The sequence below is a fragment of the Nocardia noduli genome (assembly GCF_019038455.1).
Classification (GTDB): Bacteria; Actinomycetota; Actinomycetes; order Mycobacteriales; family Mycobacteriaceae; genus Nocardia; species Nocardia noduli.
On record NZ_JAFMPL010000026.1, the window covers coordinates 1 to 21,142 of the forward strand.

The 21,142-nt window shown below is 63.9% G+C and carries 24 protein-coding genes and 1 pseudogene; 17 read left to right on the forward strand and 8 right to left on the reverse strand.

Annotated elements, in window-relative coordinates:
* Positions 1-195 precede the first annotated feature (195 nt).
* The 6 genes from JZ792_RS16810 to JZ792_RS16830 form a co-directional block, all read right to left on the reverse strand.
* Positions 196-672, reverse strand: a complete 477-nt coding sequence (locus JZ792_RS16810) for a hypothetical protein (RefSeq protein WP_216911411.1) — start codon at positions 670-672, stop codon at positions 196-198.
* A gap of 151 nt (positions 673-823) precedes the next feature.
* The gene (locus JZ792_RS16815; protein WP_308165329.1) at positions 824-1,519 is read right to left on the reverse strand and encodes a hypothetical protein; all 696 of its coding nucleotides are present in this window, start codon (positions 1,517-1,519) and stop codon (positions 824-826) included.
* 642 nt (positions 1,520-2,161) lie between these two features.
* Positions 2,162-2,806, reverse strand: coding sequence for a DUF8020 domain-containing protein (locus JZ792_RS16820; RefSeq protein WP_216911412.1), 645 nt, complete (start codon positions 2,804-2,806; stop codon positions 2,162-2,164).
* 186 nt (positions 2,807-2,992) lie between these two features.
* Positions 2,993-3,118, reverse strand: a complete 126-nt coding sequence (locus tag JZ792_RS42670; protein WP_256461436.1) for a hypothetical protein — start codon at positions 3,116-3,118, stop codon at positions 2,993-2,995.
* 494 nt (positions 3,119-3,612) lie between these two features.
* Positions 3,613-4,344, reverse strand: coding sequence for a class I SAM-dependent DNA methyltransferase (locus JZ792_RS16825; RefSeq protein ID WP_216911413.1), 732 nt, complete (start codon positions 4,342-4,344; stop codon positions 3,613-3,615).
* 108 nt (positions 4,345-4,452) lie between these two features.
* Complete coding sequence (locus tag JZ792_RS16830; RefSeq protein WP_368858157.1) at positions 4,453-4,836, reverse strand: LysE family translocator; 384 nt, start codon at positions 4,834-4,836, stop codon at positions 4,453-4,455.
* Here JZ792_RS16830 and JZ792_RS16835 point away from each other — a divergent pair.
* From JZ792_RS16835 to map, 13 genes are all read left to right on the forward strand, one after another.
* A complete protein-coding gene (locus JZ792_RS16835; RefSeq protein ID WP_254189936.1) occupies positions 4,835-5,551 on the forward strand; it encodes a YbaB/EbfC family nucleoid-associated protein in 717 nt (238 codons plus the stop codon). The two genes, JZ792_RS16830 and JZ792_RS16835, sit on opposite strands and share 2 nt — an antisense overlap.
* A gap of 216 nt (positions 5,552-5,767) precedes the next feature.
* Positions 5,768-6,091: a hypothetical protein gene (locus JZ792_RS16840; protein WP_216911416.1), complete on the forward strand. Its 324-nt coding sequence runs from the start codon at positions 5,768-5,770 to the stop codon at positions 6,089-6,091.
* Complete coding sequence (locus JZ792_RS16845; RefSeq protein WP_216911417.1) at positions 6,088-7,152, forward strand: DUF6973 domain-containing protein; 1,065 nt, start codon at positions 6,088-6,090, stop codon at positions 7,150-7,152. The genes JZ792_RS16840 and JZ792_RS16845 overlap by 4 nt, the downstream gene beginning before the upstream one ends.
* Before the next feature lies 1 nt (position 7,153).
* Entirely contained in the window at positions 7,154-7,474 is a 321-nt protein-coding gene (locus JZ792_RS16850) for a hypothetical protein (RefSeq protein ID WP_216911418.1), read from the forward strand.
* 360 nt (positions 7,475-7,834) lie between these two features.
* A complete protein-coding gene (gene rpsH / locus JZ792_RS16855) occupies positions 7,835-8,233 on the forward strand; it encodes a 30S ribosomal protein S8 (protein ID WP_216911419.1) in 399 nt (132 codons plus the stop codon).
* Positions 8,234-8,248: 15 nt separating this feature from the next.
* On the forward strand, positions 8,249-8,788 hold the full coding sequence (gene rplF / locus JZ792_RS16860; protein ID WP_216911420.1) for a 50S ribosomal protein L6: 540 nt from the start codon (positions 8,249-8,251) through the stop codon (positions 8,786-8,788).
* Between the two features lie 2 nt (positions 8,789-8,790).
* Positions 8,791-9,198, forward strand: a complete 408-nt coding sequence (gene rplR, locus JZ792_RS16865; RefSeq protein WP_109525425.1) for a 50S ribosomal protein L18 — start codon at positions 8,791-8,793, stop codon at positions 9,196-9,198.
* A 31-nt stretch (positions 9,199-9,229) separates the two neighbouring features.
* The gene (gene rpsE / locus JZ792_RS16870; protein WP_109525426.1) at positions 9,230-9,895 is read left to right on the forward strand and encodes a 30S ribosomal protein S5; all 666 of its coding nucleotides are present in this window, start codon (positions 9,230-9,232) and stop codon (positions 9,893-9,895) included.
* Positions 9,896-10,075 (forward strand): 50S ribosomal protein L30, encoded by a 180-nt coding sequence (gene rpmD, locus JZ792_RS16875; RefSeq protein ID WP_216911421.1) that lies wholly within the window; start codon positions 9,896-9,898, stop codon positions 10,073-10,075.
* Between the two features lies 1 nt (position 10,076).
* Positions 10,077-10,520, forward strand: coding sequence for a 50S ribosomal protein L15 (gene rplO / locus JZ792_RS16880; RefSeq protein ID WP_216911422.1), 444 nt, complete (start codon positions 10,077-10,079; stop codon positions 10,518-10,520).
* 166 nt (positions 10,521-10,686) lie between these two features.
* Positions 10,687-12,009: a preprotein translocase subunit SecY gene (gene secY / locus JZ792_RS16885; RefSeq protein ID WP_109525429.1), complete on the forward strand. Its 1,323-nt coding sequence runs from the start codon at positions 10,687-10,689 to the stop codon at positions 12,007-12,009.
* Positions 12,006-12,551 carry an adenylate kinase gene (locus JZ792_RS16890; RefSeq protein WP_109525430.1) on the forward strand — a complete coding sequence of 182 codons (546 nt, stop codon included), beginning with the start codon at positions 12,006-12,008 and terminating at the stop codon, positions 12,549-12,551. The genes secY and JZ792_RS16890 overlap by 4 nt, the downstream gene beginning before the upstream one ends.
* 65 nt (positions 12,552-12,616) lie before the next feature.
* Positions 12,617-13,420 (forward strand): type I methionyl aminopeptidase, encoded by an 804-nt coding sequence (gene map / locus JZ792_RS16895; RefSeq protein ID WP_216911423.1) that lies wholly within the window; start codon positions 12,617-12,619, stop codon positions 13,418-13,420.
* A 13-nt stretch (positions 13,421-13,433) separates the two neighbouring features.
* On the opposite strand, the gene JZ792_RS16900 is transcribed toward map, so the two are convergent.
* Positions 13,434-14,390 carry a beta-ketoacyl-[acyl-carrier-protein] synthase family protein gene (locus JZ792_RS16900; protein WP_216911424.1) on the reverse strand — a complete coding sequence of 319 codons (957 nt, stop codon included), beginning with the start codon at positions 14,388-14,390 and terminating at the stop codon, positions 13,434-13,436.
* Positions 14,391-14,634: 244 nt separating this feature from the next.
* Between JZ792_RS16900 and JZ792_RS16905 the strand changes: the two genes are divergently transcribed.
* The gene (locus tag JZ792_RS16905) at positions 14,635-15,102 is read left to right on the forward strand and encodes a YbaB/EbfC family nucleoid-associated protein (RefSeq protein ID WP_216911425.1); all 468 of its coding nucleotides are present in this window, start codon (positions 14,635-14,637) and stop codon (positions 15,100-15,102) included.
* Positions 15,103-15,113: 11 nt separating this feature from the next.
* Positions 15,114-15,482 (forward strand): annotated as a pseudogene (locus JZ792_RS43630) (WXG100-like domain-containing protein); the annotation flags it as partial.
* 672 nt (positions 15,483-16,154) lie between these two features.
* Here JZ792_RS43630 and JZ792_RS16915 read toward each other — a convergent pair.
* Positions 16,155-17,918 carry a hypothetical protein gene (locus JZ792_RS16915; protein WP_216911427.1) on the reverse strand — a complete coding sequence of 588 codons (1,764 nt, stop codon included), beginning with the start codon at positions 17,916-17,918 and terminating at the stop codon, positions 16,155-16,157.
* Positions 17,919-18,051: 133 nt separating this feature from the next.
* Here JZ792_RS16915 and JZ792_RS16920 point away from each other — a divergent pair, with 133 nt between their 5' ends.
* On the forward strand, positions 18,052-18,333 hold the full coding sequence (locus JZ792_RS16920; protein WP_216911428.1) for a hypothetical protein: 282 nt from the start codon (positions 18,052-18,054) through the stop codon (positions 18,331-18,333).
* A 72-nt stretch (positions 18,334-18,405) separates the two neighbouring features.
* Complete coding sequence (locus JZ792_RS16925) at positions 18,406-21,132, forward strand: magnesium and cobalt transport protein CorA (RefSeq protein WP_216911429.1); 2,727 nt, start codon at positions 18,406-18,408, stop codon at positions 21,130-21,132.
* The last annotated feature ends 10 nt before the right edge of the window (positions 21,133-21,142 follow it).

Genomic DNA, 21,142 nt, shown 5'->3' on the forward strand with positions numbered 1-21,142 from the left:
CCCCGCACCCGGCGAGAGCCGCCGCCGCGACCGCACCGCAGACCACAGCCCGTATCACCACAACGCTACGCACAGCACTCCTACCTGGTCGGACACGACAGCAACTCTGCCAATAATTAATTAGACGCACGCTGGCCATGATCGGTTCCACCCGATCACCGCGTCCCGTCGTTCCACCCGAGATCCTGGCACGGATCATGGTCGGACATCGCCGCCCCGTCGTGGGATCTCGACATCGACGAAATCGCTGTCGTCAGCGCGGTGGGTATGCACCGCGCGACGGAGAGGATCGCGCATAACGGTCGCCGTAGCGGCCCACGCGTGGAGCATGTTTCGCAGCGGGGCCGAATCTTTCGAGTTCATCGCCATAGCGAGGGCATCTCGGATCTCAGCCACCGCTTCGGCGCGGTCATCGACGTCCAATTCTGCCAACCACGCCAGGTCGCCGAGCTCCATCCGAGACAGCGTGTCCGTTCGAGCCGACACGGCCTCGGCGGCGAATAGTTGTGCGGGCATCGGTGTCGCGCCGTCCAATGCCGAGAACCGCTGCGCCGCTGCCGTTACCGACATCGATCCGTCAGTGTCGCGTACAGCCGTCGACGAGCGGTCTGCCCTGTTCGAGAACTCGTGCTCATCGGCGTCGTTCAGATCGCCGGCTCGGCGCTCGGTCATCCCACGATGCTAGACAGTGCGATGCGGCGCGCGGCACCCCAGCTCGTACCGCCACTTATCGCGGATTTCGGAGTTGGGGATCGCCGCGCCCGCGACGATCTGTGCCCGACGGAAGGAGCCGCCGGTCAGCGTCGTGCGTTCTACTCGGTCGTCATTGCTCGACGGTGAATTTGTAGTCGGCATAGCGTGGGAAGTTCGACCCGGCGTCTTCCCAGCTGTAGGTGTACCGCCCGATATGGCCGAGTCGGAATCCCGTATCGGCGACGATCTCGAAGCCGCTGCGACGTGCGCGCTCGCAGAAGGCATAGTCTTCGCCCAGGTACCAAGGGTTCTCGCCGTCGGACACGATCATCGGCAAGAAGTACGGCACTGTGGCGCGGCCGAAGTGTTCGTTGCAGACCGGCAGTTTCTCGTGTTCGCTCATCGTCTCGTAGACGGTGCGGTGCGTATAGAGGAAACCGGCCGCCGCGTACCTGATATTCATCAGACCGCCCCCCGCGCCGAACAGCACGTGTTCTGTGCCTGGCAGTAGATGGCAGGCGAGTTCACGGAGACCTTTCTTCGGATAGATTCCGCATACCAGCGGCAGGTCGTGTTCGCGCAGTCGGTCCACCGAATCGGGATCGAAACCGATATCCGAGTCGATCCACATCAAGGCATCGAAGCCGTCGCGCAGCGCGTCGGTCGCGATTTGACTGCGGCCCTGATCTATCGCGGCAAAACCGGCAACGCAGCGCACCGTATAGCCGCGCCTCTCCAGTTCGTTCAGCGTGCGAGAGAACTCGAGCCCGAGGTCTCCGGTGGTCGGGACCAGTACGACGCATCGGGACGCATCCAAGGTGATCACCTCTCCATTTCCGACACCGGAGTGCGGCGAGCAGAGTAGGGGGTCCGCCGGCCGCAATACGGTCCTGGAAGCGTATCCGCCACCGCTTCGGCGCGGTCATCGACGTCCAATTCTGCCGACCACGCCAGGTCGCCGAGTTCCCTCGGAGACAGTCTGTCCGTTCGAGCCGGTGCGGCCTCGGCGGCGAATGGTTGTGTGAGCATCGGAGTTGCGTCGTTCCATGCCGAGAACCGCTGCGCCGCAGCCACTACCGACATCGACCGTCGGTGTCGTGTAGAGCAGCTGACGAGCGGTCTGGCCTGTTCCGGAAATCATGCTCATCGGCGCCATTCGGATCGCTGGCTCGGCGCACGGTCATCCCACGATGCTGAACAATCCGGGGCGACGGCGTGGCACTCCGGAGCATTGTCGACGACGCTGGTCGAGCAGGTTGTGACCCCGATGTCGGAGCGAACCCTGCCAGATGTCCACTCGGGTGGCTCGGTCACCGATTTCGCATTCTCGCGGGTCGATACCTGGCCTTGTCAGACCAAGTCGGGGTGTGTCGTGCCGACGACGCGAACCGACATCCGGCAGGTCGGCCTGTCTCCGAGGGCGCGGAGCCCGATGAACTCCGTGCCCTCGCGAGACGAATCGTGCCTACTACCAGCAGAAACGGTAATTGCCGGAGCTGCGGCATTCCAGTTCGTAGTGCCACTGGTCGGGGATATCGGAGTTGGGAATCGACGCGCCCGCGGCGGCCCCGAGCGCCATACCGCCGATCATGCCCGCGATGAGACCTACCGGAAGGGTGATGGGCAGCAGCATGCCCGCGGTGGCGACGCCGAGCGCCATGCCGACGAACAAGCCCGCGATGGTGCCGAACGCGGCTCCGATGCCCGCGCCTGCCTCGATACTGCGCTGACGCGGGGAGGTCTTGCGCCAGTAGCCGACGTCCTGGGCGGACACGTCCGCGACCATGGTCGTTCCGTCCGCGGAGATGTGGGGAGCGAGGGTGACGACCTGGTCTTCCACGGAGACCGCGAGGGGCAGTGTCGCCACCACCGTGCCGTCGCCCGCGACGATTTCCACGGCGTCCTGTGCCTGACGGAAGGAGCCGCCGGTCAGCGTCGCGTCCAGTGTGGTGCGCTTACCTCCTTGGAAGGTGAAGCCGACGCCTTGATCTGTTCCCTGCGCGACGTGCGGTGCCGTGTCGGCCAGATCCGGTGCGGCGGAGGCGGTTCCGTCGGTGATGCCGAGCGCCGCGATGGCGAGCAGGGCGGTGGCGGCATACTTCTTCATACTCATTTGTGCTGGATTCCTCGGGTTTTCGGTGGATGGTGAGATACGCGCACTGAGCAGCCCGCTCGACGATTCCGACGTCGAACGGACTGTGGGGTGAGCGTGGTTATCGCAGGGCGAATTCAGAGGCATGTGGCGCGGCGAGCGCGGAGCTCGCTGCGAGATATACGGCCTCGAAGAGGGGTGATGCGCTCAGCGGGTGATGTGCCGAATCGGCTGTAGCTCACGGATTGTCGTCCCGGCGAGTAGTGCCCACAGCGGATCGCGCACAGCGATGGATCGAATGCTGTAGAGATGCGGATACCACCGGCTGGTCATCGAATTTCCTCCCCGGTCACCGACGCCAGTCGGTAACTGTTGCGATCCTAACGGATTCGCGTGGGTGAAAGGTCACGGTCCGATACCGAAGGTCGAGGGTTTGCACGCGGGCCGCTGGAGTTCGAAATTCGGAGCGCCTGGCACGGAGTGCATTGTGGGAACGTGGAATCCGATGTGAAGTCGGGTAACTGTCAAGAACTTCCGAACTCCGGAAAGAAGGCGCAGGTGGAACGGATCGAGGCCGTCCGTGAGGGTGGGGTCGAGTGCCAATGGGTTGCCCTATAGGTTACGGTTCGTGAGGTGCGATTCGAGTGCGCCACGAATTCGAGGTTGCTGTGATCGCGAGTTGAAGTCCTGCTCGAACGTCCGGGTGTCGTCTTGCCTGGATGGTTGCGAAGTCCGCACACAGTTTCGGGCATTCGTGGCAGCGGACGTGACCTCGGCGTCGCACAGCCACAACGTGCTCCGTTGCAGTGCATCGGTCGGCGAACCCTCTATCTCGCCGGTTTACGCCAGACCGACACGTGACTTTCGCTGTCGTTGGTGAAAGGGCTGCCGAGCCAGTCCGCGCTACGCAGTTCCAACGACATCCCGGCCAACTGGGCCATCAGATCGCATTCCGCAGGCCAGATATATCGAAAGTTGCTGAACCCGTACGTGACTGTGCCGTCGGAGTGGTGCCGGTAGTGATGCGACGTGCCCTGCTGGGTGCTGAGGTCGTAGGTGTCGAATCCGGTGTGATCGCGCCCTACGTGGAACGGCACGGCCGCCTGACCCGGCGGAAATCGCCGAATGCCGGGAACCCACAGTTCGATGACGAATCGACCACCCGGCGCGAGATGCCGTGCGGCATTGCGAAAGCACTCGACCTGCTCGGCTTGCGTTCGCAGGTTGCCGATGCTGTTCCACACCAGGTACACCAGTGAGAACTCGCCCGGCACCCGACTCGATGTCATGTCGTCCACGACCACCGGTACGTCGGGGCGCTTCCTGTGGAGTCGGTCGACCATCGGCGCGGAAAGTTCGATTCCGCTCACATCGATACCCCGCTCGATCAGCGGAATCGCGACCCGACCCGTGCCGATGGCGAACTCCAACGCCGGACCGTCGCCCGCCGTGTCCGCCAGGAACCGCACCGCCGGATCGAGCACTTCGGGCGCGAACATGAAAGCCGAATCCCGGTCGTAGCGTTCGGCCGTCGCGGCGTCCCAAACATCGCTGCTCACCACGGGCGCAACCATTCTCGACAGACACCGATTGCCGCCACTGATTTTCGTGAGACCCGTCCACCGGTCCGGAACTGCGAGCACCGGGGTCGGTCTCGATCGCCGGTCTCACCGGTGACTGGATGCCAGTTTCACGCCGAACCCGACCAGGACCACTCCGGTCACCGCGTCCATCGCACGCCGTACCGAATCTCGACTCAACCAGGTCCGCGCCAGCTCCGCGACGGTGATTAACGCGGTGAACCACAGCATGCCCTCGATGTTGTGCACCACCGCGAGCGCGCAACCCATCAGCAGCGGTGGCACACCGTCGGGCAGGAACTGCGGCAGCATCGCCACATAGAAGACGCCGACTTTCGGATTGAGCAGATTGGTGCCGAGCCCACGCGCCGAACACACTCGGCGGCGAATCGCCTTGCCGATGGCCATTCTCTTCCTCGATGATGTCGCTTCTCGAGCAGTTAGGCTGAGCCGGAAGTTCGGGGGTGGCATGGGTGATCGAAATTCGGAGACGGATCGAATCGAGCGGCTTCAGACGGCCGTGGTTCGAGCGAAGGGGACGGCTTCGTCCTCCGATGGCGCGGTCACCGTCACGGTCGGCGCGAACGGGGCGCTGTACGCGATCGACGTGGGTGATGCGGCGGCAAGGCTGTCAGCGCGTGGATTGGCCGACGTCGTCGTGGAATTGCACAAGACCGCGTTGCGGCGAGCGGGTGACGCGGTGCGGGAGGCGATAGAGGATCCGGGTCGCGAGGAATCACCCCGCGAGGATGCGCTTCCCGTCGACCGCGGCGACGATGCCGTACCCGGAACGAGCGACCCCGCCGTCAGCGATGACTCCGACTTGCCCACGGATATCCCTGGACCACAGGAGATGTCGCTGAGCGGTGTCATCGAGCCATTCGACGCACGCGGTAATGATGACGACCGCTACTTCACCGCCACGCCCGAGCCGGTTCCGCCCCGCAGAACCCCTCGAAGCGTCGCGGCCACGCGCGCGAACGAGCCGACAGATGACTGTCTCCCTTCGGTGACCGATATAGACCATCAGCGGTCGCCCGCAGGGCGAACGACGCGGGCGTCGGAGGTGGGTGACGCTACGCCGGTGTCGGGATGGCTCGATTCGCTGTCGCCGGAATTCCTCGACGACGTTCTCGATCCGATCTTCGATCGTTGGGACGACTGGGATCTGGGCACGTGGCGCTGATCGCCTCGGTCGCGGTGTGGCTCGGGGCGGGAACAGCAGGATAAGCCTCTGTGATGACCGTCACTGAAGATGAGGGGAACCTCCTGGGCGGTATTGCGTCCAACACCGGTGAGGGCGCGACTGTACCGGGAGGGCGAATGAACAGCAGAGTGCAACGTCGGCACGTGGCCGATGCGCTCGTCGGGGTCCTGGCGACGAATCGTCGGAGGGTTTGACGTGGAATCCGGGGAGAACGGCGAATTCCTGTTCGATCCGACATCGGTTGCCGGATTGGAGAAATCCCTCACATCCGGTTTCCAGGAATTCCAATCGATGATCCTCGCCGGCCGCGATCCCGCAGACATCCTGTCCGGCGTGCACGGGATGAGCGTGGCGCAAGCGTGTATTGCCGCGGGTGCGGCGGTCGGAAACGTCAGCCTGGATCTCGGTCTGGATCTGCTGAGTCTGAGCGACAACGTCCGCACCGTGATCGACACGCTGACATCGCACGACGCGAAACAGTCACAGGATATGCGGCAGCTGATGGGGGATCTGGAATGAAATCCGATGAGAAGATGTCGTTTACGGTATCGGCGGCGCAGTCTCTCGATCTCGATGCGTTGGGTCTGCAATCCGATCTCTGGAAGTCGCAATCCCAGGCCATCGCGCGAACGATCCAGACCCAGAACAATTCGGTCGAAGGTTCTCGGGATTTCTGGAAGGGCGCCTCGGGGAGTGGGTTGAGAACCGCTTTTCTGCCCCTGTACGAGGGCGGTACTGTTCTCCAACAGGCACTCGAGAACGGCTCGACCGCGGCCCGCGATGCGGTGAGCACTCTGCAGGGCTCCCGAACCGCGGTGGAGACGGCTGTCGAGGCTGCGCGTTCCAGTGGCTACGACGTCGCCGACGACGGCACCTGTACTGTTTCCCCGCAATCCCAACAGGTCCTGTTAGCAAATGTCTCCGACGCCGAGACGGCGGCCTCGGGGCTCGCGTTGCTTCAGCAAAGCGCGGGTACCCACACCGCGAGTGTTCAGAAGGCGCTGGCTCAACTGGCCGACGACGACGAAACAGCGCGAAAGTCGATCGAGGACGCTTTTTCCGGTATTCGTGCCGTCGATCAGCGCCAGGACTATCCCGGTACCGGCACGGGGCCGAACGAGACACGAGCTTGCGCCTCGCATCCGATCGATTGCGGAAATTCCAAACGTCGCGGAGCGCAGGATGTTCCATGGAGCGAATCCGAGAAGTACTTCCCGACCGGTGAGGGCTACAACGGCGTGGACGATCGCCGAGACGCGTGCAGACATTGCATCTGGATGGCGATGATGACGGCGTGGGGTACCGAAAGATTCGCTCGTGACATGGCAGACGCGCACGAGACGGATTCTCCCGCCGCACCCGACGACCCTCAGTACAGCGAGGCCTCGCAACGAATGGACCTGTACAACAACGAAACCGGAATCGCGGTCGGGCTTCGTCACGACGACGACACCGAAGGTATCGTCCGCGAATGCGTCAGCATCGCGCGCAACGCCAGGAAGGTATCGATGAACGGCTTACCCGACGCGTCGACGAATACCGGCAAGAACAGCCTCGTCTTCTTCAATGGCCCCGAGTGAAATGGGCGACGAACCTACCGTGCGGCCCACCGGTCGATCCCCGCTTGCCCGCGCCGTCGAAGCCGTCGCGCAGATCGCCGCGGGAATCGTCGCCGGTGGATTCCTGTACTGGCTCGCGCTCATGGTCGTCCTCCAAGTGGAGATCACTCTCGATACCGACCTGCCGTTCGGCGTCGATATCTGGCTTCTGCCCATCGCACCGCCCGTCGCGCTCGGGGTATACCTGCGGTACTCCGTTCCCCGATTCGCTCTCGCGTCGACGGCGCTGATCGTCGGCGGTCTCGTGATCGGCGGGGGTTTCTCGGCCCTGCTCCTCAGTTGACATCGACTCCACAGCGCAAGCATCGTGCGACTGATCGGGAGGCCGGGAGGGGTGGTCCGTGGACTCCCCGCGGAGACGGCAGTAGTCGAGCACGGGCCGGATTTTGAGGTGAACTGGGGTTTGTCTACACTTGAGCGGTTGCCTGGGCACCTCTGTGTCCGCATGCCCTCGGTGTCGGCCCAAGTCGGCGTCATCGGAGCGGCGTGGGGATTGCCCGGGTGCCGAGAGCTCGTTACGAGAACTCATCCGGTCGGCAAGTGTCGGCCGGACCAGCCCCATTGCTGCAGGCCCACGGCCGTCTGCCTCGCGCAGGTCGGTGTTGTATGGGAACCGCGGCGAGAAAGGTGTCGAGGTCTAACCATGACCATGACTGATCCGATCGCAGACTTCTTGACGCGTCTGCGCAACGCCAACTCGGCGTACCACGATCAGGTGAAGGCTCCGCATTCGAAGATCAAGGTGAATATCGCCGAGATTCTCAAGCGCGAGGGTTACATCGCCGATTACCGGACCGAGGACGCCGAGGTGGGCAAGGCCCTCATCGTCGACCTCAAGTACGGCCCCAGCCGTGAGCGCAGCCTTCAGGGCCTGCGCCGCGTGTCGAAGCCCGGTCTGCGTGTGTACGCGAAGTCCACCAACCTGCCCAAGGTCCTCGGCGGCCTCGGCGTGGCGATCATTTCCACGTCGACCGGTCTGCTCACAGATCGTCAGGCGGCCAAGCAGGGCGTGGGCGGCGAAGTCCTCGCCTACGTCTGGTAAGGGAGGTCAGGACAAATGTCGCGCATTGGCAAGAAGCCCATCACAGTTCCCGCAGGCGTCGAGGTGAACATCGACGGCCAGAACGTGTCGGTGAAGGGGCCCAAGGGCACCCTGTCGCTCACCGTCGCCGAACCGATCACCATCGCCAAGGGTGAGGACGGCCAGCTCGAGGTCGTTCGCCCGAACGATGATCGTCAGAACCGCTCGCTGCACGGCCTGACCAGGACCCTGGTGTCCAACATGGTCGAGGGCGTCACCAAGGGCTACGAGAAGAAGATGGAAATCTTCGGAGTCGGTTACCGCGTGCAGGCCAAGGGCTCGAACCTCGAGTTCGCCCTCGGCTACAGCCACCCGGTGCCGATCGAAGCCCCGGCGGGCATCACCTTCGCGGTGGAGTCGCCCACCAAATTCTCCGTGTCCGGAATCGACAAGCAGGCGGTCGGTCAGATCTCCGCTGTCATCCACGGACTGCGTAAGCCCGACCCGTACAAGGGCAAGGGCATCCGCTACGCCGGCGAGGTCGTTCGCCGCAAGGTCGGAAAGACGGGTAAGTGATCATGGCGCAAACCGAAAACCAGATCGCCAAGCGCAAGCCGCGTGGCAAGGACGTGTCCACGACACGTCGTCTGTCGAAGACCCGCCGTCACTTCCGTCTGCGCAAGAAGGTCGTCGGCACCACCGAGCGTCCGCGCCTGGTGGTCAACCGCTCTTCGCGTCATCTGCACGCACAGCTCATCGACGACTCGATCGGCAAGACCATCGCCGCCGCGTCGTCCATCGAGGCCGATGTGCGTGCCCTGGACGGCGACAAGTCGGCCAAGGGCAAGAAGGTCGGCGAACTGCTGGCCGCGCGTGCCAAGGCCGCAGGCATCGACGCCGTCGTGTTCGACCGTGGTGGTCACGACTACCACGGCCGCATCGCGGCGCTGGCCGATGCCGCTCGCGAAGGTGGGTTGAAGTTCTGATGACTGCAAACATTTACGGAAGGAACGTCTGATGCCGGGACGTCAGAGGCGTGACGGCGGCAACGGACCCGCCGGACAGCAGGCTGGTGCCGCCGGTGGCGGCGACAACCGCGACGGCCGCGGCGGTGGCCGCGATCGGCGTGGTGGCGGCGACCGTCGCGACCAGCAGACCGACAAGAACCAGCTCGAGCGCGTCGTCGCGATCAACCGTGTCTCCAAGGTCGTGAAGGGTGGTCGTCGCTTCAGCTTCACCGCCCTCGTGATCGTCGGTGACGGCAACGGTCTGGTCGGCGTCGGCTACGGCAAGGCCAAGGAAGTTCCCGCGGCCATCCAGAAGGGTGTCGAGGAGGCTCGCAAGGGCTTCTTCCGCGTTCCGATGATCGGCTCGACCATCGTCCACCCGGTTCAGGGTGAGGCGGCGGCCGGTGTGGTCATGCTGCGTCCGGCTTCGCCCGGTACCGGTGTGATCGCCGGTGGTGCGGCTCGCGCCGTGCTGGAATGCGCTGGCATCCATGACATTCTGGCGAAGTCGCTCGGTAGCGACAACGCCATCAACGTCGTGCACGCGACGGTTGCGGCACTCAAGATGCTGCAGCGTCCCGAAGAGGTCGCGGCCCGCCGTGGCCTGCCCCTCGAGGACGTCGCCCCCGCGGGCATGCTGCGCGCGCGCTCTCAGGCAGTGGGAGGTGCCAGGTAAATGGCAGATCTCAAGGTGACCCAGATCAAGTCGTCGATCGGCGCCAAGGTGAACCAGCGGGAGAGCCTTCGTACGCTCGGCCTGCGGAAGATCCGTCAGACCGTGGTTCGTGAGGACAACCCTCAGAACCGCGGCCTGATCAACGTCGTGCGCCACCTCGTGACAGTTGAGGAGGTCTGACATGACCATCAAGTTGCATCATCTGCGTCCTGCTCCCGGATCCAAGACCGAGAAGACCCGTGTCGGTCGCGGTGAAGGTTCCAAGGGCAAGACCGCGGGCCGCGGTACCAAGGGCACCAAGGCTCGCAAGAACGTCCCGGCCGCCTTCGAGGGTGGGCAGATGCCGCTGCACATGCGGCTGCCCAAGCTCAAGGGCTTCACGAACCGGTTCCGTACCGAGTACCAGGTCGTGAATATCGGCTCGATCGCCGAGCTGTTCCCCGAGGGTGGCGAGATCGGCAAGGCCGAGCTGGTCGCGGCCGGAGCGGTTCGCAAGAACCGCCTGGTCAAGGTCCTGGGCGACGGCGAGATCGGCGTCGCGGTCCAGGTGACCGTCGACAAGGTGACCGGCGCAGCCAAAGAGAAGATCACCGCTGCCGGTGGCACTGTCACCGAGCTGGGCTGACGGTACTCTCAACGTAGTGGGCACCGGACGGGTGAAAGCTCGTCCGGTGCCGCTGTTAGAGTTCAATTGTTGTCTGCCAAGCCACGTCATGGTTTTCGGCTTCTCCAGAGTTGGACATCGCTGAAATATCCATGTCATGACCATGTCGTTCGCGCCAGGAGGATCTGTGCTTTCCGCCTTCGTATCGGCCTTCCGGACTCCGGACTTACGGCGGAAGATTCTCTTCACGCTGGGGTTGATCGCGTTGTACCGCATGGGTGCCGCGCTGCCTTCACCGGGTGTGGACTACAAGGCGGTGCAGGAATGTATCGAGCTGGTCTCCGGTGGTGATTCCCAGGGCATCTACCAGCTCATCAACCTGTTCTCCGGTGGTGCGCTGCTGCAATTGTCGGTCTTCGCGATCGGCATCATGCCCTACATCACCGCCAGCATCATCATTCAGCTGCTGACCGTCGTCATCCCGCGGTTCGAGGACCTGCGCAAGGAAGGCCAATCCGGTCAGAACAAGATGACGCAGTACACGCGTTATCTCTCGGTCGCGTTGGCGATCCTCCAGGCGACAGGTCTCGTCGCGCTCGCGGCGCGCGGCCAGTTGCTCCAGGGCTGTCAGCAGGACATCCTCGCCGACACCAGCATTTTCGGCATGATCATCATCGTGCTCGTCATGACCGCGGGCGCCGCCCTGGTCATGTGGTTCGGCGAACAGATCACCGAACGCGGCGTCGGCAACGGTATGTCGCTGCTGATCTTCGCCGGTATCGCGGCCAGGATTCCGACCGAGGGCAAGAACATCCTCGACAGCCGCGGCGGCCTGGTCTTCGGCCTGGTCTGTGTGGCGGCCTTCCTCATCATCGCCGCGGTGATCTTCGTCGAACAGGGTCAACGCCGCATTCCGGTCCAATACGCCAAACGGGTGGTCGGCCGGAAGATGTACGGCGGGTCCTCGACCTATCTGCCGTTGAAGGTCAACCAGGCGGGCGTCATCCCCGTGATCTTCGCGTCCTCGCTGTTGTATCTGCCGAACCTGGTCGCTCAGCTGACAGGTTCGCAGAACGCGACGGACCCGAGTTGGTGGCAGGAGATCATCCAGAAATACTTGGTGAACCCGGGCAACCCGGTCTATATCGCGATCTACTTCGGTTTGATCGTGTTCTTCACCTACTTCTACGTCGCGATCACCTTCAACCCGGAGGAACGCGCGGATGAGATGAAGAAGTTCGGTGGCTTCATTCCCGGATACCGTCCGGGAAGGCCGACGGCCGACTACCTGAATTTCGTCCTGAGCCGCATCACCCTGCCCGGCTCGATCTACCTCGGTCTCGTGGCAGTGCTGCCCAACCTGTTCCTCGATATCGGCTCGTCCGGCGGCGCTCAGAACCTTCCGTTCGGCGGCACCGCGGTCCTCATCATGGTGAGCGTCGGTCTCGACACGGTGAAGCAGATCGAGAGCCAGCTGATGAATCGAAATTACGAAGGGTTCCTCAAGTGAGAGTTGTATTGCTAGGTCCGCCGGGCGCGGGCAAGGGCACCCAGGCCGTCCTGCTGTCCGAGAAGCTGGGCGTCCCGCACATCTCCACCGGGGATCTGTTCCGCGCGAATATCAGCCAGCAGACGCCGCTGGGTCGCGAAGCGCAGAAGTACATGGATGCCGGAGATCTGGTTCCGAGCGACGTCACCAACCGTATGGTCGAGTCCCGGGTCGCCGAGCCGGACGCCGTCAACGGTTTCGTGCTCGACGGTTACCCGCGCACCATCGACCAGGCCGAGGCCCTGGAGAAGATCCTCGGCGATATGGACAAGAAGCTGGACGCCGTCCTGTGCTTCGTCGTCGCCGAGGACACCGTGGTCGAGCGGATGCTCGCGCGTGGCCGCGCCGATGACAACGAGGACGTGATCCGTAACCGGCTCCGGGTGTATCGCGAGGAGACCGAGCCGCTGCTCCAGCATTACGACGGCCTGGTCGTCACCGTCGACGGTATCGGCGAGGTCGATGACGTCAACGCGCGCGCGTTGCGTGCCTTGGGACAGTAGTGTCCCGAGTCTTCCGAGTGTGCCGAACCTGGGGGATGCCCCGGAAACGGGAGCGCTGATCCGCGATGGTCTTCGGTCGGAGCAAGAACAAGAAAGTGGTGCCGTTCCGCACCGCGGGTGAGCTGGACGCGATGGCCGCGGCGGGCGCGGTCGTCGGACGCGCGCTCGTCGCCGTGCGGGCGGCAGCGGTCCCGGGGGTTTCCACCCTCGCCCTGGACGAGGTCGCCGAGCAGGTGATCCGTGACGCGGGCGCCGTGCCCTCCTTCAAGGGCTACCACGGATTCCCCGCGTCGATCTGCGCGTCGGTCAACGACCGCGTGGTGCACGGCATCCCGACCTCGGGAGAGATCCTCACCGAAGGCGATCTGGTCTCGATCGATTGCGGTGCGATCCTCGAGGGCTGGCACGGCGATTCGGCGTGGACATTCGGTGTCGGCAATATGATCGACGCCGATGAACTGCTGAGCGAGGCCACGAGACTGTCGATGGAGGCGGGTATCGCGGCCATGCTGCCCGGCAACCGGCTCACCGATATCTCACACGCCATCGAACTCGGCACCCGCGCGGCCGAGGAGAAGCACGGCCGCGCCTACGGCATCGTCGACGGGTACGGCGGTCACGCGATCGGTCGCGAGATGCACATGGACCCGTTCCTGCCGAACGAGGGCGCTCCGGGCAAGGGGCCGAAACTCGTGGTGGGTTCGGTGCTGGCCATCGAGCCCATGCTGACGCTCGGGACCACCCAGACGAAAGTTCTCGATGACGACTGGACCGTGGTCACCACCGACGGCACCCGTGCCGCGCATTGGGAGCACACGGTCGCGGTCACCGAGGACGGCCCGCGCATCCTGACGCTGCGCCCGGAGTAGTTGTCGGGTCGGCTCACTCTTCTCCCCGCACCACGATCGCGGTGGCGGTGAGCCCGACTCCGACATTGATCACCAACGCGTACTCGCCCGGGGCGAGTGATCTCTTGGTGCACAGATAGTTCAGGTTCGCCGTGAGGTCTCCGGCGAACAGATGTCCCGTCTCGCCGGACAGGTTGACGACCTCGGTATCGGGCAGGACTTCGTGGAAGGCGCTCTCGCAGAACGCCGGGGTGAGTCGCGGCAGCACGGTGACGGTCAGCCGGGGATCGCCGAACTCGATATCCGCGTCGGCGCAGGCGTTCTGCACGGCGGCGCGCGTGGCTTTACGTAGTCGGAACACATTCGGCTTGGTGGCGGCGGCCTCTCCCAGCGTCGCCCGTTCGTGGTACCAGGCCTCCTCCTGCGGTGCGCCGCACGAGGCGACCGACCGCACCGAGAGCGCGCCCGTGGCGCGCGAGAGCAGGAGAGCGGTCGCCGAGTCGGCGAGGGCCGCGCCCATGTGGAGTTGCCAGCGCCACGACGCGTCCTGTCCCGCTACGTCACCGGTGAGAACGAGACCGTGCTCGAAACGGGTTTCGGCGATCATCTGCGCGATGGCGACCTGCACGGCCATGGCGCCGCCGTTGCTCATCTGCCTGACTCCCATGGACACCGCGCGATTGGCGCCGAGCAGCCGCGACAGCCGCGGCGCGATGGTCCAATCGTCGAGGCCGTGAGCGATCGAAGCGTGTGCGAGGAAGTCGATATCGACGGGTGCGATATCGGCCGATCGCAGCACCTCGTGGCCCGCGATGAGCGCGAGTTCCTCGGCGGTCTGTCCGTTCGACGCCACCGAGATATCCGAAATCTCTGATTTCGCTGCCGCTTTCGCGCTGACGAAACCTCGGGTGAGTGCGTGATCGATGTGTTGGCGCTCGTCGGGAATGACCACCGCGGTCGCCTCGATGAATATCCGACCGTCTACGCGCATTCGTGCTCAATCTCATGGAAGGGTTCTGGATTACGGTTCGGGAGTCTGATCGTCATCGATGACTTCGCCGCACCACCGGATGGAACGGAGTGTAGCGACATGATGACATCTCACATACCCGTCGTACTCGGATCATGCAGGGCGAAGGTCGGGATATCGGCTCCTGGTTCCGCCGAATTTCCTTGCCCGCCATCGCTGATTCACCGTTGTGCGGTGTTCTTGATCAACGAGGCCGGGAGGTGCGATGGTCAACGAGCGTCTGCATGCGGACATGATGACGATGTTGGAAGGGCTCGACGAGCAGATGCGTGGCATCGCCGAGGTCCAGCTGAAGAGATCGAAGCTGACCGCGACCGCCAGTACCTGCGAAGCGCGAATCACGGTGACCGTCAACGCCGATGGTTTGCTGATCCAGACCGTCTTCGCCGATGACATCGCCGACCTCACCTTCGACGAGATCGCCGAGGGGATGACCGAGGCGGTGCAGAAAGCCGCGCAAGAGGTCGACAGGCTCAGCCAGGAACTCCTGGCTCCGCTGCGCGAGCGAAAGTCGCAGCTGCCGAAGCTCTCCGACATCATCGAGGGCGCTCCCGATCTCGGTGCCCGGATGCCGGTCGCTCCGCCGCCGCCGACGAGTATGCGCGAATTCGATTCGCGCGCAGTGGGTGTGTTCGACGGAACGGTGTCGCGCTCGATGATCTCCGACGACTGAGCTGATTCCCGATGACCCTCTATCTACCCGAGAATCTTCGTTGGCTGGGCTGGATCGCCGGTACGACCTGGCCCGACGGCGACGAGGATCGCATGTGGGATGTCGCGAGGGCGTGGGAGACGGCGAGTAAAGAGCTCGCCAAAGTGGTCGGCACGATGGAGTCGGCCAAATCCGCGTCGATGGCGGCGTATACGGACGGGGCGGGCGCCGCTCAGATCGGCGAGATGTTCGACAAGTTCCTGGTGGGGGAGCAGTCGATCAAGGCGTTGGCCGATTTGTACATGAAGTTGTACGAGACGTCGTTCGATATGGGCACCGAGATCCAGGCGGCGAAACTCAATATCATCGTGTCACTGGTGTGGTTGCTGCTGGAGATCATCTGGGCCTGGATGTTTCCCCCCACGGCTCCCGCGGCGGAGGCGGCCGCCATCACGACGACTCGTTCCTTTCTGCGGGTTCTCGAAGATACGGTGCAGGGATTCATCGAGAAGCACGTCGCGAAGATGGGCTTCGCGACCAAAGCCGAGATCAACGCGGCCAAGATAGGTGCCAACGGCATTGCTCCCGGTACCCGTACATCGCGGTACTGGATTCTCGATTGGAAGTCGAAGATCAAGAGTCCGGGGTGGAAATACAAGGTTCCCTCGGCCAAAGGCATATCGGTCTACACGATCAAGATCACGGAATCCGCCATCACCGCGGCTGCCATCAACGCGTCCATCCAGGTGGGGCAGATGGGGCAGGGCAAACGTCGGCACTTCAACGAGAAGGAGTTCGGCGCGTCGGTGGTGGGTTCGATGTTCGCGACAATTCCATCACGTGAATTCGGACGGGTGCTCGGTCGCGGTTCGGACAAATTCATCTTCCCGAAAGTGGATCGCCATGTGCCGTGGAGTAAGAACCCCGGCTTCGGCACAGCTTTGAACAATGTCCCGTTTCGAGGCGGGATGTTCCTGCACGGCGCGGTGATCGGCGCGGCCACGGGTGCGGTCGGCAATGTGTTCAGCAACCTCGGGGCGGCCACGGTTACCGGTGACCTGAGTTCGCTGGCCTCACCCCAGGGGTGGACCGGTGCCATCGCACGTGGCGCGATCGTCGGTGGTGCCCGAGGACTTTCGAACAAGTGGACGCCGCCCACGGGCGATCAACTGCGATTCAATGTCTGGCACAAGGAGAAGACCACCAGTTTCGGTGTGAACAGGGTTCGTAATCTCTTCGGCGACGGTAACGCGACGCCCACGCCCAATGGCGCGGACCGCGATCCGGCGGTCCGGACTCAGCGCGCGAACGAGGATCAGCAGCGGATCGACAATCGTGCGAACGAGGATGAGACGCGGACCGATACTCGTGCGAACGAGGATCAGACGCGGACCGATACTCGTGCGAACGAGGATCAGACGCGGACCGATACTCGTGCGAACGAGGATCAGACGCGGACCGACAATCGCCGGACCGAGGATCAGACGCGGACCGATACTCGTGCGAACGAGGACCAGCAGCGGACCGATCAGCGGACGAACGAGGATCGGACGACTCAGCAGGCTCGCCAGGATCAGCAGGATCAGCGCACGCGGGAGGATCAGCAGCGGACCGATCAGCGTGCGAACGAGGATCAGCAGCGCGCTGATCAGCGGACTAACGATGATCGGCAGGCGCAGCAGGATCGTCAGGATCAGCGCACGCGGGAGGATCAGCAGCGGACCGATCAGCGTGCGAACGAGGATCAGCAGCGCGCTGATCAGCGGGCAAATGATGATCGGCAGGCGCAGCAGGATCGTCAGGATCAGCGAGCGCGGGAGGATCAGCAGCGGACCGATCAGCGTGCGAACGAGGATCAGCAGCGCGCTGATCAGCGCGCGCGAGAGGACGCGGACGGACGCGGGCAGGAGCGGGCCGATCAGCGCGGACGCGAGGATCAGCAGCGGACCGATCAGCGCGCGAACGAGGATCAGCAGCGGACCGATCAGCGCGCGAACGAGGATCAGCAGCGGACCGATCAGCGGGCAAATGATGATCGGCAGGCGCAGCAGGATCGTCAGGATCAGCGAGCGCGGGAGGATCGGCAGCGGACCGATCAGCGTGCGAACGAGGATCAGCAGCGCGCTGATCAGCGGGCCGGCGATGATCGGCAGGCCCAGCAGGCCCAGCAGGATCGGCGTGCGGACGAGGATCGACAGCACACTGATCAGCGTGCGCAGCAGGATCAGCAGCGGGCTGATCAGCGTACGAACGAGGACCGGCAGGTTCAGCAGGTTCAGCAGGATCGTCAGACGCAGCGCGCACAGCAGGATCAGCAGCGCAACGATCAGCGGACGCGGGAGGATCAGCAGCGCAACGATCAGCGGACGCGAGAGGATCAGCAGCGCAGGGATACTCGTGCGCAGGAGGATCGGGATCGGGCCACCCAGCGTGGACAGGACGATCAGCAGCGCAGGGATACTCGTGCGCAGGAGGATCAGGATCGGGTCGACCAGCGAAACCAGGAAGATCAGGATCGGGTCGACCTGCGAAACCAGGAAGACCAGGACGCCATACAGCGGCGTCAGGACGAATTGACCAATCCGCCGCCTCCCAAGGCATCCGGCCTGACTTCGGATTCGACCTGGGGGCACAACGCGCACGGCCGATTCATGGAGTACGCACCCTCGTTCGGCGCGGGCAAGGACATGAAAGCCAAGACCAGGCCGAAGTGGTATCCGTTGCCGTTCGTCTTCCCCGGCGCCTACACCGCGCCCACCGATCTCGCGGACCAGGGTGATTGGCGGCCGCCGAATTCGGTGATCAAGCCGAAAACCGCACCCGTTCCACTCCCGCAAAAGGGAGCGGTTGTCGGTGCGGGTGCTCCCACCGACGGTCCGGACAAACCGTTCGAGTTGAAATAGACCACAATAGAACTGATAGTGAGGCCGAAATCCTATGACTACGCCGAATCGTATCGAAATCGACCCTGTGGCGCTGAAAAGAGCCGCCGGTATCAGCCTGGAAGCGGCTACCGCGATCAAAGGGGTGGTCCGAAACCTGCGTACTTCGTTGGATCTCGAGGACGACGCCACCAATTTCCCCTGGGGTAAGGACTCTTTCGGCAAGAAGTTCTCCGAAGGGGCGAACGGGTACAAGACATCCCGGAATACCCTCCTCGAAGGCGGGGAAGGTCTGGGAAATGGTGCGCAGGGCTTCGCCGATGGCCAGGGACAGGCCGCCGATCTCATGATCGCCTCCGACGAGGCCTGATGACGGTATCGGGTGGGATGCGACGGCAACGGTGAGGCTATCGGTGAACTACATGATTCAGGAGCATGAGCTGTGACGAACCCAGGGGGACCGCCTCCGTCGATATGGGCGCCGATTCTCGGATCCGCCAACAACGGGCTGTTGCAATTCGACGTCGCGAATGTCGTCACGGCCACCAAGGCCGCCGCGCAGTTGATCGCGGATCTGGATCGTCTCGCGGCGATCGTCTACGAGCAGCGTCTACATTCCGTGGGCGCGTTCAGCAACCTGGCCTCGAGTCGTGAGCTGGCGCGAGCGTACTCCGATCACGGCCAGGCGCTCTACGATTCGCTGGTCACGCACTCGGATATCGTGCAGGACCAGTACGACACGTTCGTCGCCGCGGGCAAGGCGTTCGCCGCCGCGGAGAACAACAACACGGTCAACTTCAATACTCTGACGAGAGTCAGAGATGTCACCGTGAATCTGACGCCGCCCGCGCCCAACGGCGGTAAACCGACGGTGACCTCCACGTCGGGAGAAGATGACTATTCCTACGGCCAGTTGGATATCGGTGACACAGCCAGGACCGGCAACTGGGACGGCTACTACAACGATGTTTCCTACACGATGCCGGCCTTCCCGGAAACTGTGCAGGGATACGGCGGCAAGACCGACCCCGTCACGGTGACGGTCGAGAACGCGGACAACCTCAGCTTCGAAGATCTACAGAGCTTCGGCGCATCGATCATTCCGTCGCCGCCGTATGAGATGCATTTCCAGTGGTTGTGGCTCGGGGACAAGATACAAGTTCACTTGCAGACCTATGCGACGCAAATTCAGAATCTGAAGAGTTCATGGCGAGGCGCCTCGTCCGAGGCCGCTGCCAATGCGGTGGAGAAGTACAAGAACAGCACTGTCGATCTGGTCGCGGCGACCAAGGTCATGGGCAACAGCCTGCTCTACACCAGTCAGTGGTTGACGGTCACCAAGAATGAAATGCCCGGTCCGAACTCGCCGAAGAAGCGCGGCTGCAACGAGGATCAGACCGGAAAATATCGCGACCGATTCAAGAAGTATTACGTGGAGGGCATCAACAAGACGAAGTCGGCTGTCCCGACCATCGAGATTCCTGGTAAGCAGGCCGGTGGAAATGGTAATGGCGGTGGCAGTGGTAGCGGAAGTGGAAGCGGGAGTGGAAGCGGAAGCGGAAGCGGCAGCGGGAGCGGAAGTGGGTACGGAAGCGGGAGCGGGTACGGAAGCGGGAGCGGGTACGGAAGCGGTAGCGGGTACGGAAGCGGGAGCGGTAGCGGTAGCGGTAGCGGTAGCGGGTACGGAGGCGGTAGTGGGTACGGAAGCGGTAGCGGCAGCGGGAGCGGTAGTGGGTACGGAGGCGGGAACGGTGGCGGCGGGAACGGAGATACCGGCGGCGGCAACGGCAATGGCGGTGGTACCGGCAACAATCTGCCGAATCTAGATGAATTGCTCGGCGGCGGAGGGGATTCCGGCGGCGGCACGGGGGGCGGCACAGGCGGCGGCGAGACCGGTGGCGGTACAGGCGGCGGAACCGGTGGCGGTACGGGCAGCGGAACCGGTGGCGGCACGGGCGGCGGTAGTACCGGCAGCGGCGGCAGCGGCCAAGAGGCTCCCAGCATCGATGATCTGATCGACAAGTACGGCGGCGGCGCGGGGATAGACGAGTCCGCGGACGACATGCCCATCCCCCAGGGCGGTGCGTTGCCGGGTTCGCTCGGTGGCTCGGGCACGGGTTCCGGCACAGGCACGGGCACGGGCAAGGGCACCGGAACAGGTTCGGGCACGGGGACGGGCACCGGAACGGGCAAGGGTACGAAGTCGCCTTTGCAGGATCTCCTGTCCAGGCTCGACGGCGGAACCGGAGACGGCGAGGGCGGGCCGAGCCTCGATCAATTGATTCCGGGCCTGACCGAGGAGCAGGGCAAGGCGCTGGGCGACTTGCTGCCGAGTCTGACTCCCGAACAGGCCAAGTCGCTCGGTGAATTGCTGCCGCAACTCACGCCGGAACAGACGACGGCGCTGGGTGAACTGCTGTCGGATATCAGTCCCGAGGCACTCGGCTCACTCAGCGAGCTGCTGCCGACATTGAGTCCGGAACAGGCCTCGGCGCTCGGTGATCTGCTGCCGACGTTGAGTCCCGAACAGTCCGCCGCGCTCGGCGAGCTGTTGCCCGCCATCGGCGAGGCCGGCGGTATCGAAGGTGTGCTCGGTGAGAACGGGAGCAAACTGTTCGATCTCTTGGCCAACGGTGGCACCGATCTGCTTTCGCAGCTGGGGCAGGCCATCGGTGACGGTTTCGAGGCATTCGGTCAGTTCCTGAACGGTGTGCTGGACCCATCGGTCGCGCAGGGGCTGGCCGGTCAGTTGAACGAACTCAGCAATATCCCGGGTCTCGGCGGGCTGGCCGACCTCGCGGCCGGGCTCGATCCGAGCCTCGGAGCAGGTGGTGGTGGCGGTGGTGGCGGCGGCGACCTCGGCGGACTCGGCGGCGCCGGGGAAATACCGGCTCAGGCGCTCGCCGAGCCACGGCACACCAACCTGTTCGCCAGCAGTGCCGCGTTGCCCGCGGCCGAGGGTTTCATGTTCGGCAGCGACGGGACCACCGCGGCCAGCACCAACGGCCAACCCGGCAGCCCGGGTGCGGCCGGATCGCCGGGTGCCGGTGCGGGTGCGGCAGGTGGCGCGGGCGGACACCGCCGACCGAAATTCCTGACCTCGACCGATTGGATGGATGAAGCCTTGGGTGACACACCGTTCCGGGTGAAACCGGTGATCGAGCCGTGACGCGGGTGAT

What these genes read in the sequence shown, in the direction of transcription:
- JZ792_RS16810 (WP_216911411.1), bottom strand. Translation starts at nt 672, where the DNA reads ATGACCGAGCGCCGAGCCGGCGATCTGAACGACGCCGATGAGCACGAG.
- JZ792_RS16820 (WP_216911412.1), bottom strand. Translation starts at nt 2,806, where the DNA reads ATGAGTATGAAGAAGTATGCCGCCACCGCCCTGCTCGCCATCGCGGCG.
- JZ792_RS42670 (WP_256461436.1), bottom strand. Translation starts at nt 3,118, where the DNA reads ATGACCAGCCGGTGGTATCCGCATCTCTACAGCATTCGATCCATCGCT.
- JZ792_RS16835 (WP_254189936.1), top strand. Translation starts at nt 4,835, where the DNA reads ATGGGTGATCGAAATTCGGAGACGGATCGAATCGAGCGGCTTCAGACG.
- JZ792_RS16830 (WP_368858157.1), bottom strand. Translation starts at nt 4,836, where the DNA reads ATGCCACCCCCGAACTTCCGGCTCAGCCTAACTGCTCGAGAAGCGACA.
- JZ792_RS16845 (WP_216911417.1), top strand. Translation starts at nt 6,088, where the DNA reads ATGAAATCCGATGAGAAGATGTCGTTTACGGTATCGGCGGCGCAGTCT.
- JZ792_RS16850 (WP_216911418.1), top strand. Translation starts at nt 7,154, where the DNA reads ATGGGCGACGAACCTACCGTGCGGCCCACCGGTCGATCCCCGCTTGCC.
- rpsH (WP_216911419.1), top strand. Translation starts at nt 7,835, where the DNA reads ATGACCATGACTGATCCGATCGCAGACTTCTTGACGCGTCTGCGCAAC.
- rplF (WP_216911420.1), top strand. Translation starts at nt 8,249, where the DNA reads ATGTCGCGCATTGGCAAGAAGCCCATCACAGTTCCCGCAGGCGTCGAG.
- rplR (WP_109525425.1), top strand. Translation starts at nt 8,791, where the DNA reads ATGGCGCAAACCGAAAACCAGATCGCCAAGCGCAAGCCGCGTGGCAAG.
- rpsE (WP_109525426.1), top strand. Translation starts at nt 9,230, where the DNA reads ATGCCGGGACGTCAGAGGCGTGACGGCGGCAACGGACCCGCCGGACAG.
- rpmD (WP_216911421.1), top strand. Translation starts at nt 9,896, where the DNA reads ATGGCAGATCTCAAGGTGACCCAGATCAAGTCGTCGATCGGCGCCAAG.
- rplO (WP_216911422.1), top strand. Translation starts at nt 10,077, where the DNA reads ATGACCATCAAGTTGCATCATCTGCGTCCTGCTCCCGGATCCAAGACC.
- map (WP_216911423.1), top strand. Translation starts at nt 12,617, where the DNA reads ATGGTCTTCGGTCGGAGCAAGAACAAGAAAGTGGTGCCGTTCCGCACC.
- JZ792_RS16900 (WP_216911424.1), bottom strand. Translation starts at nt 14,390, where the DNA reads ATGCGCGTAGACGGTCGGATATTCATCGAGGCGACCGCGGTGGTCATT.
- JZ792_RS16905 (WP_216911425.1), top strand. Translation starts at nt 14,635, where the DNA reads ATGGTCAACGAGCGTCTGCATGCGGACATGATGACGATGTTGGAAGGG.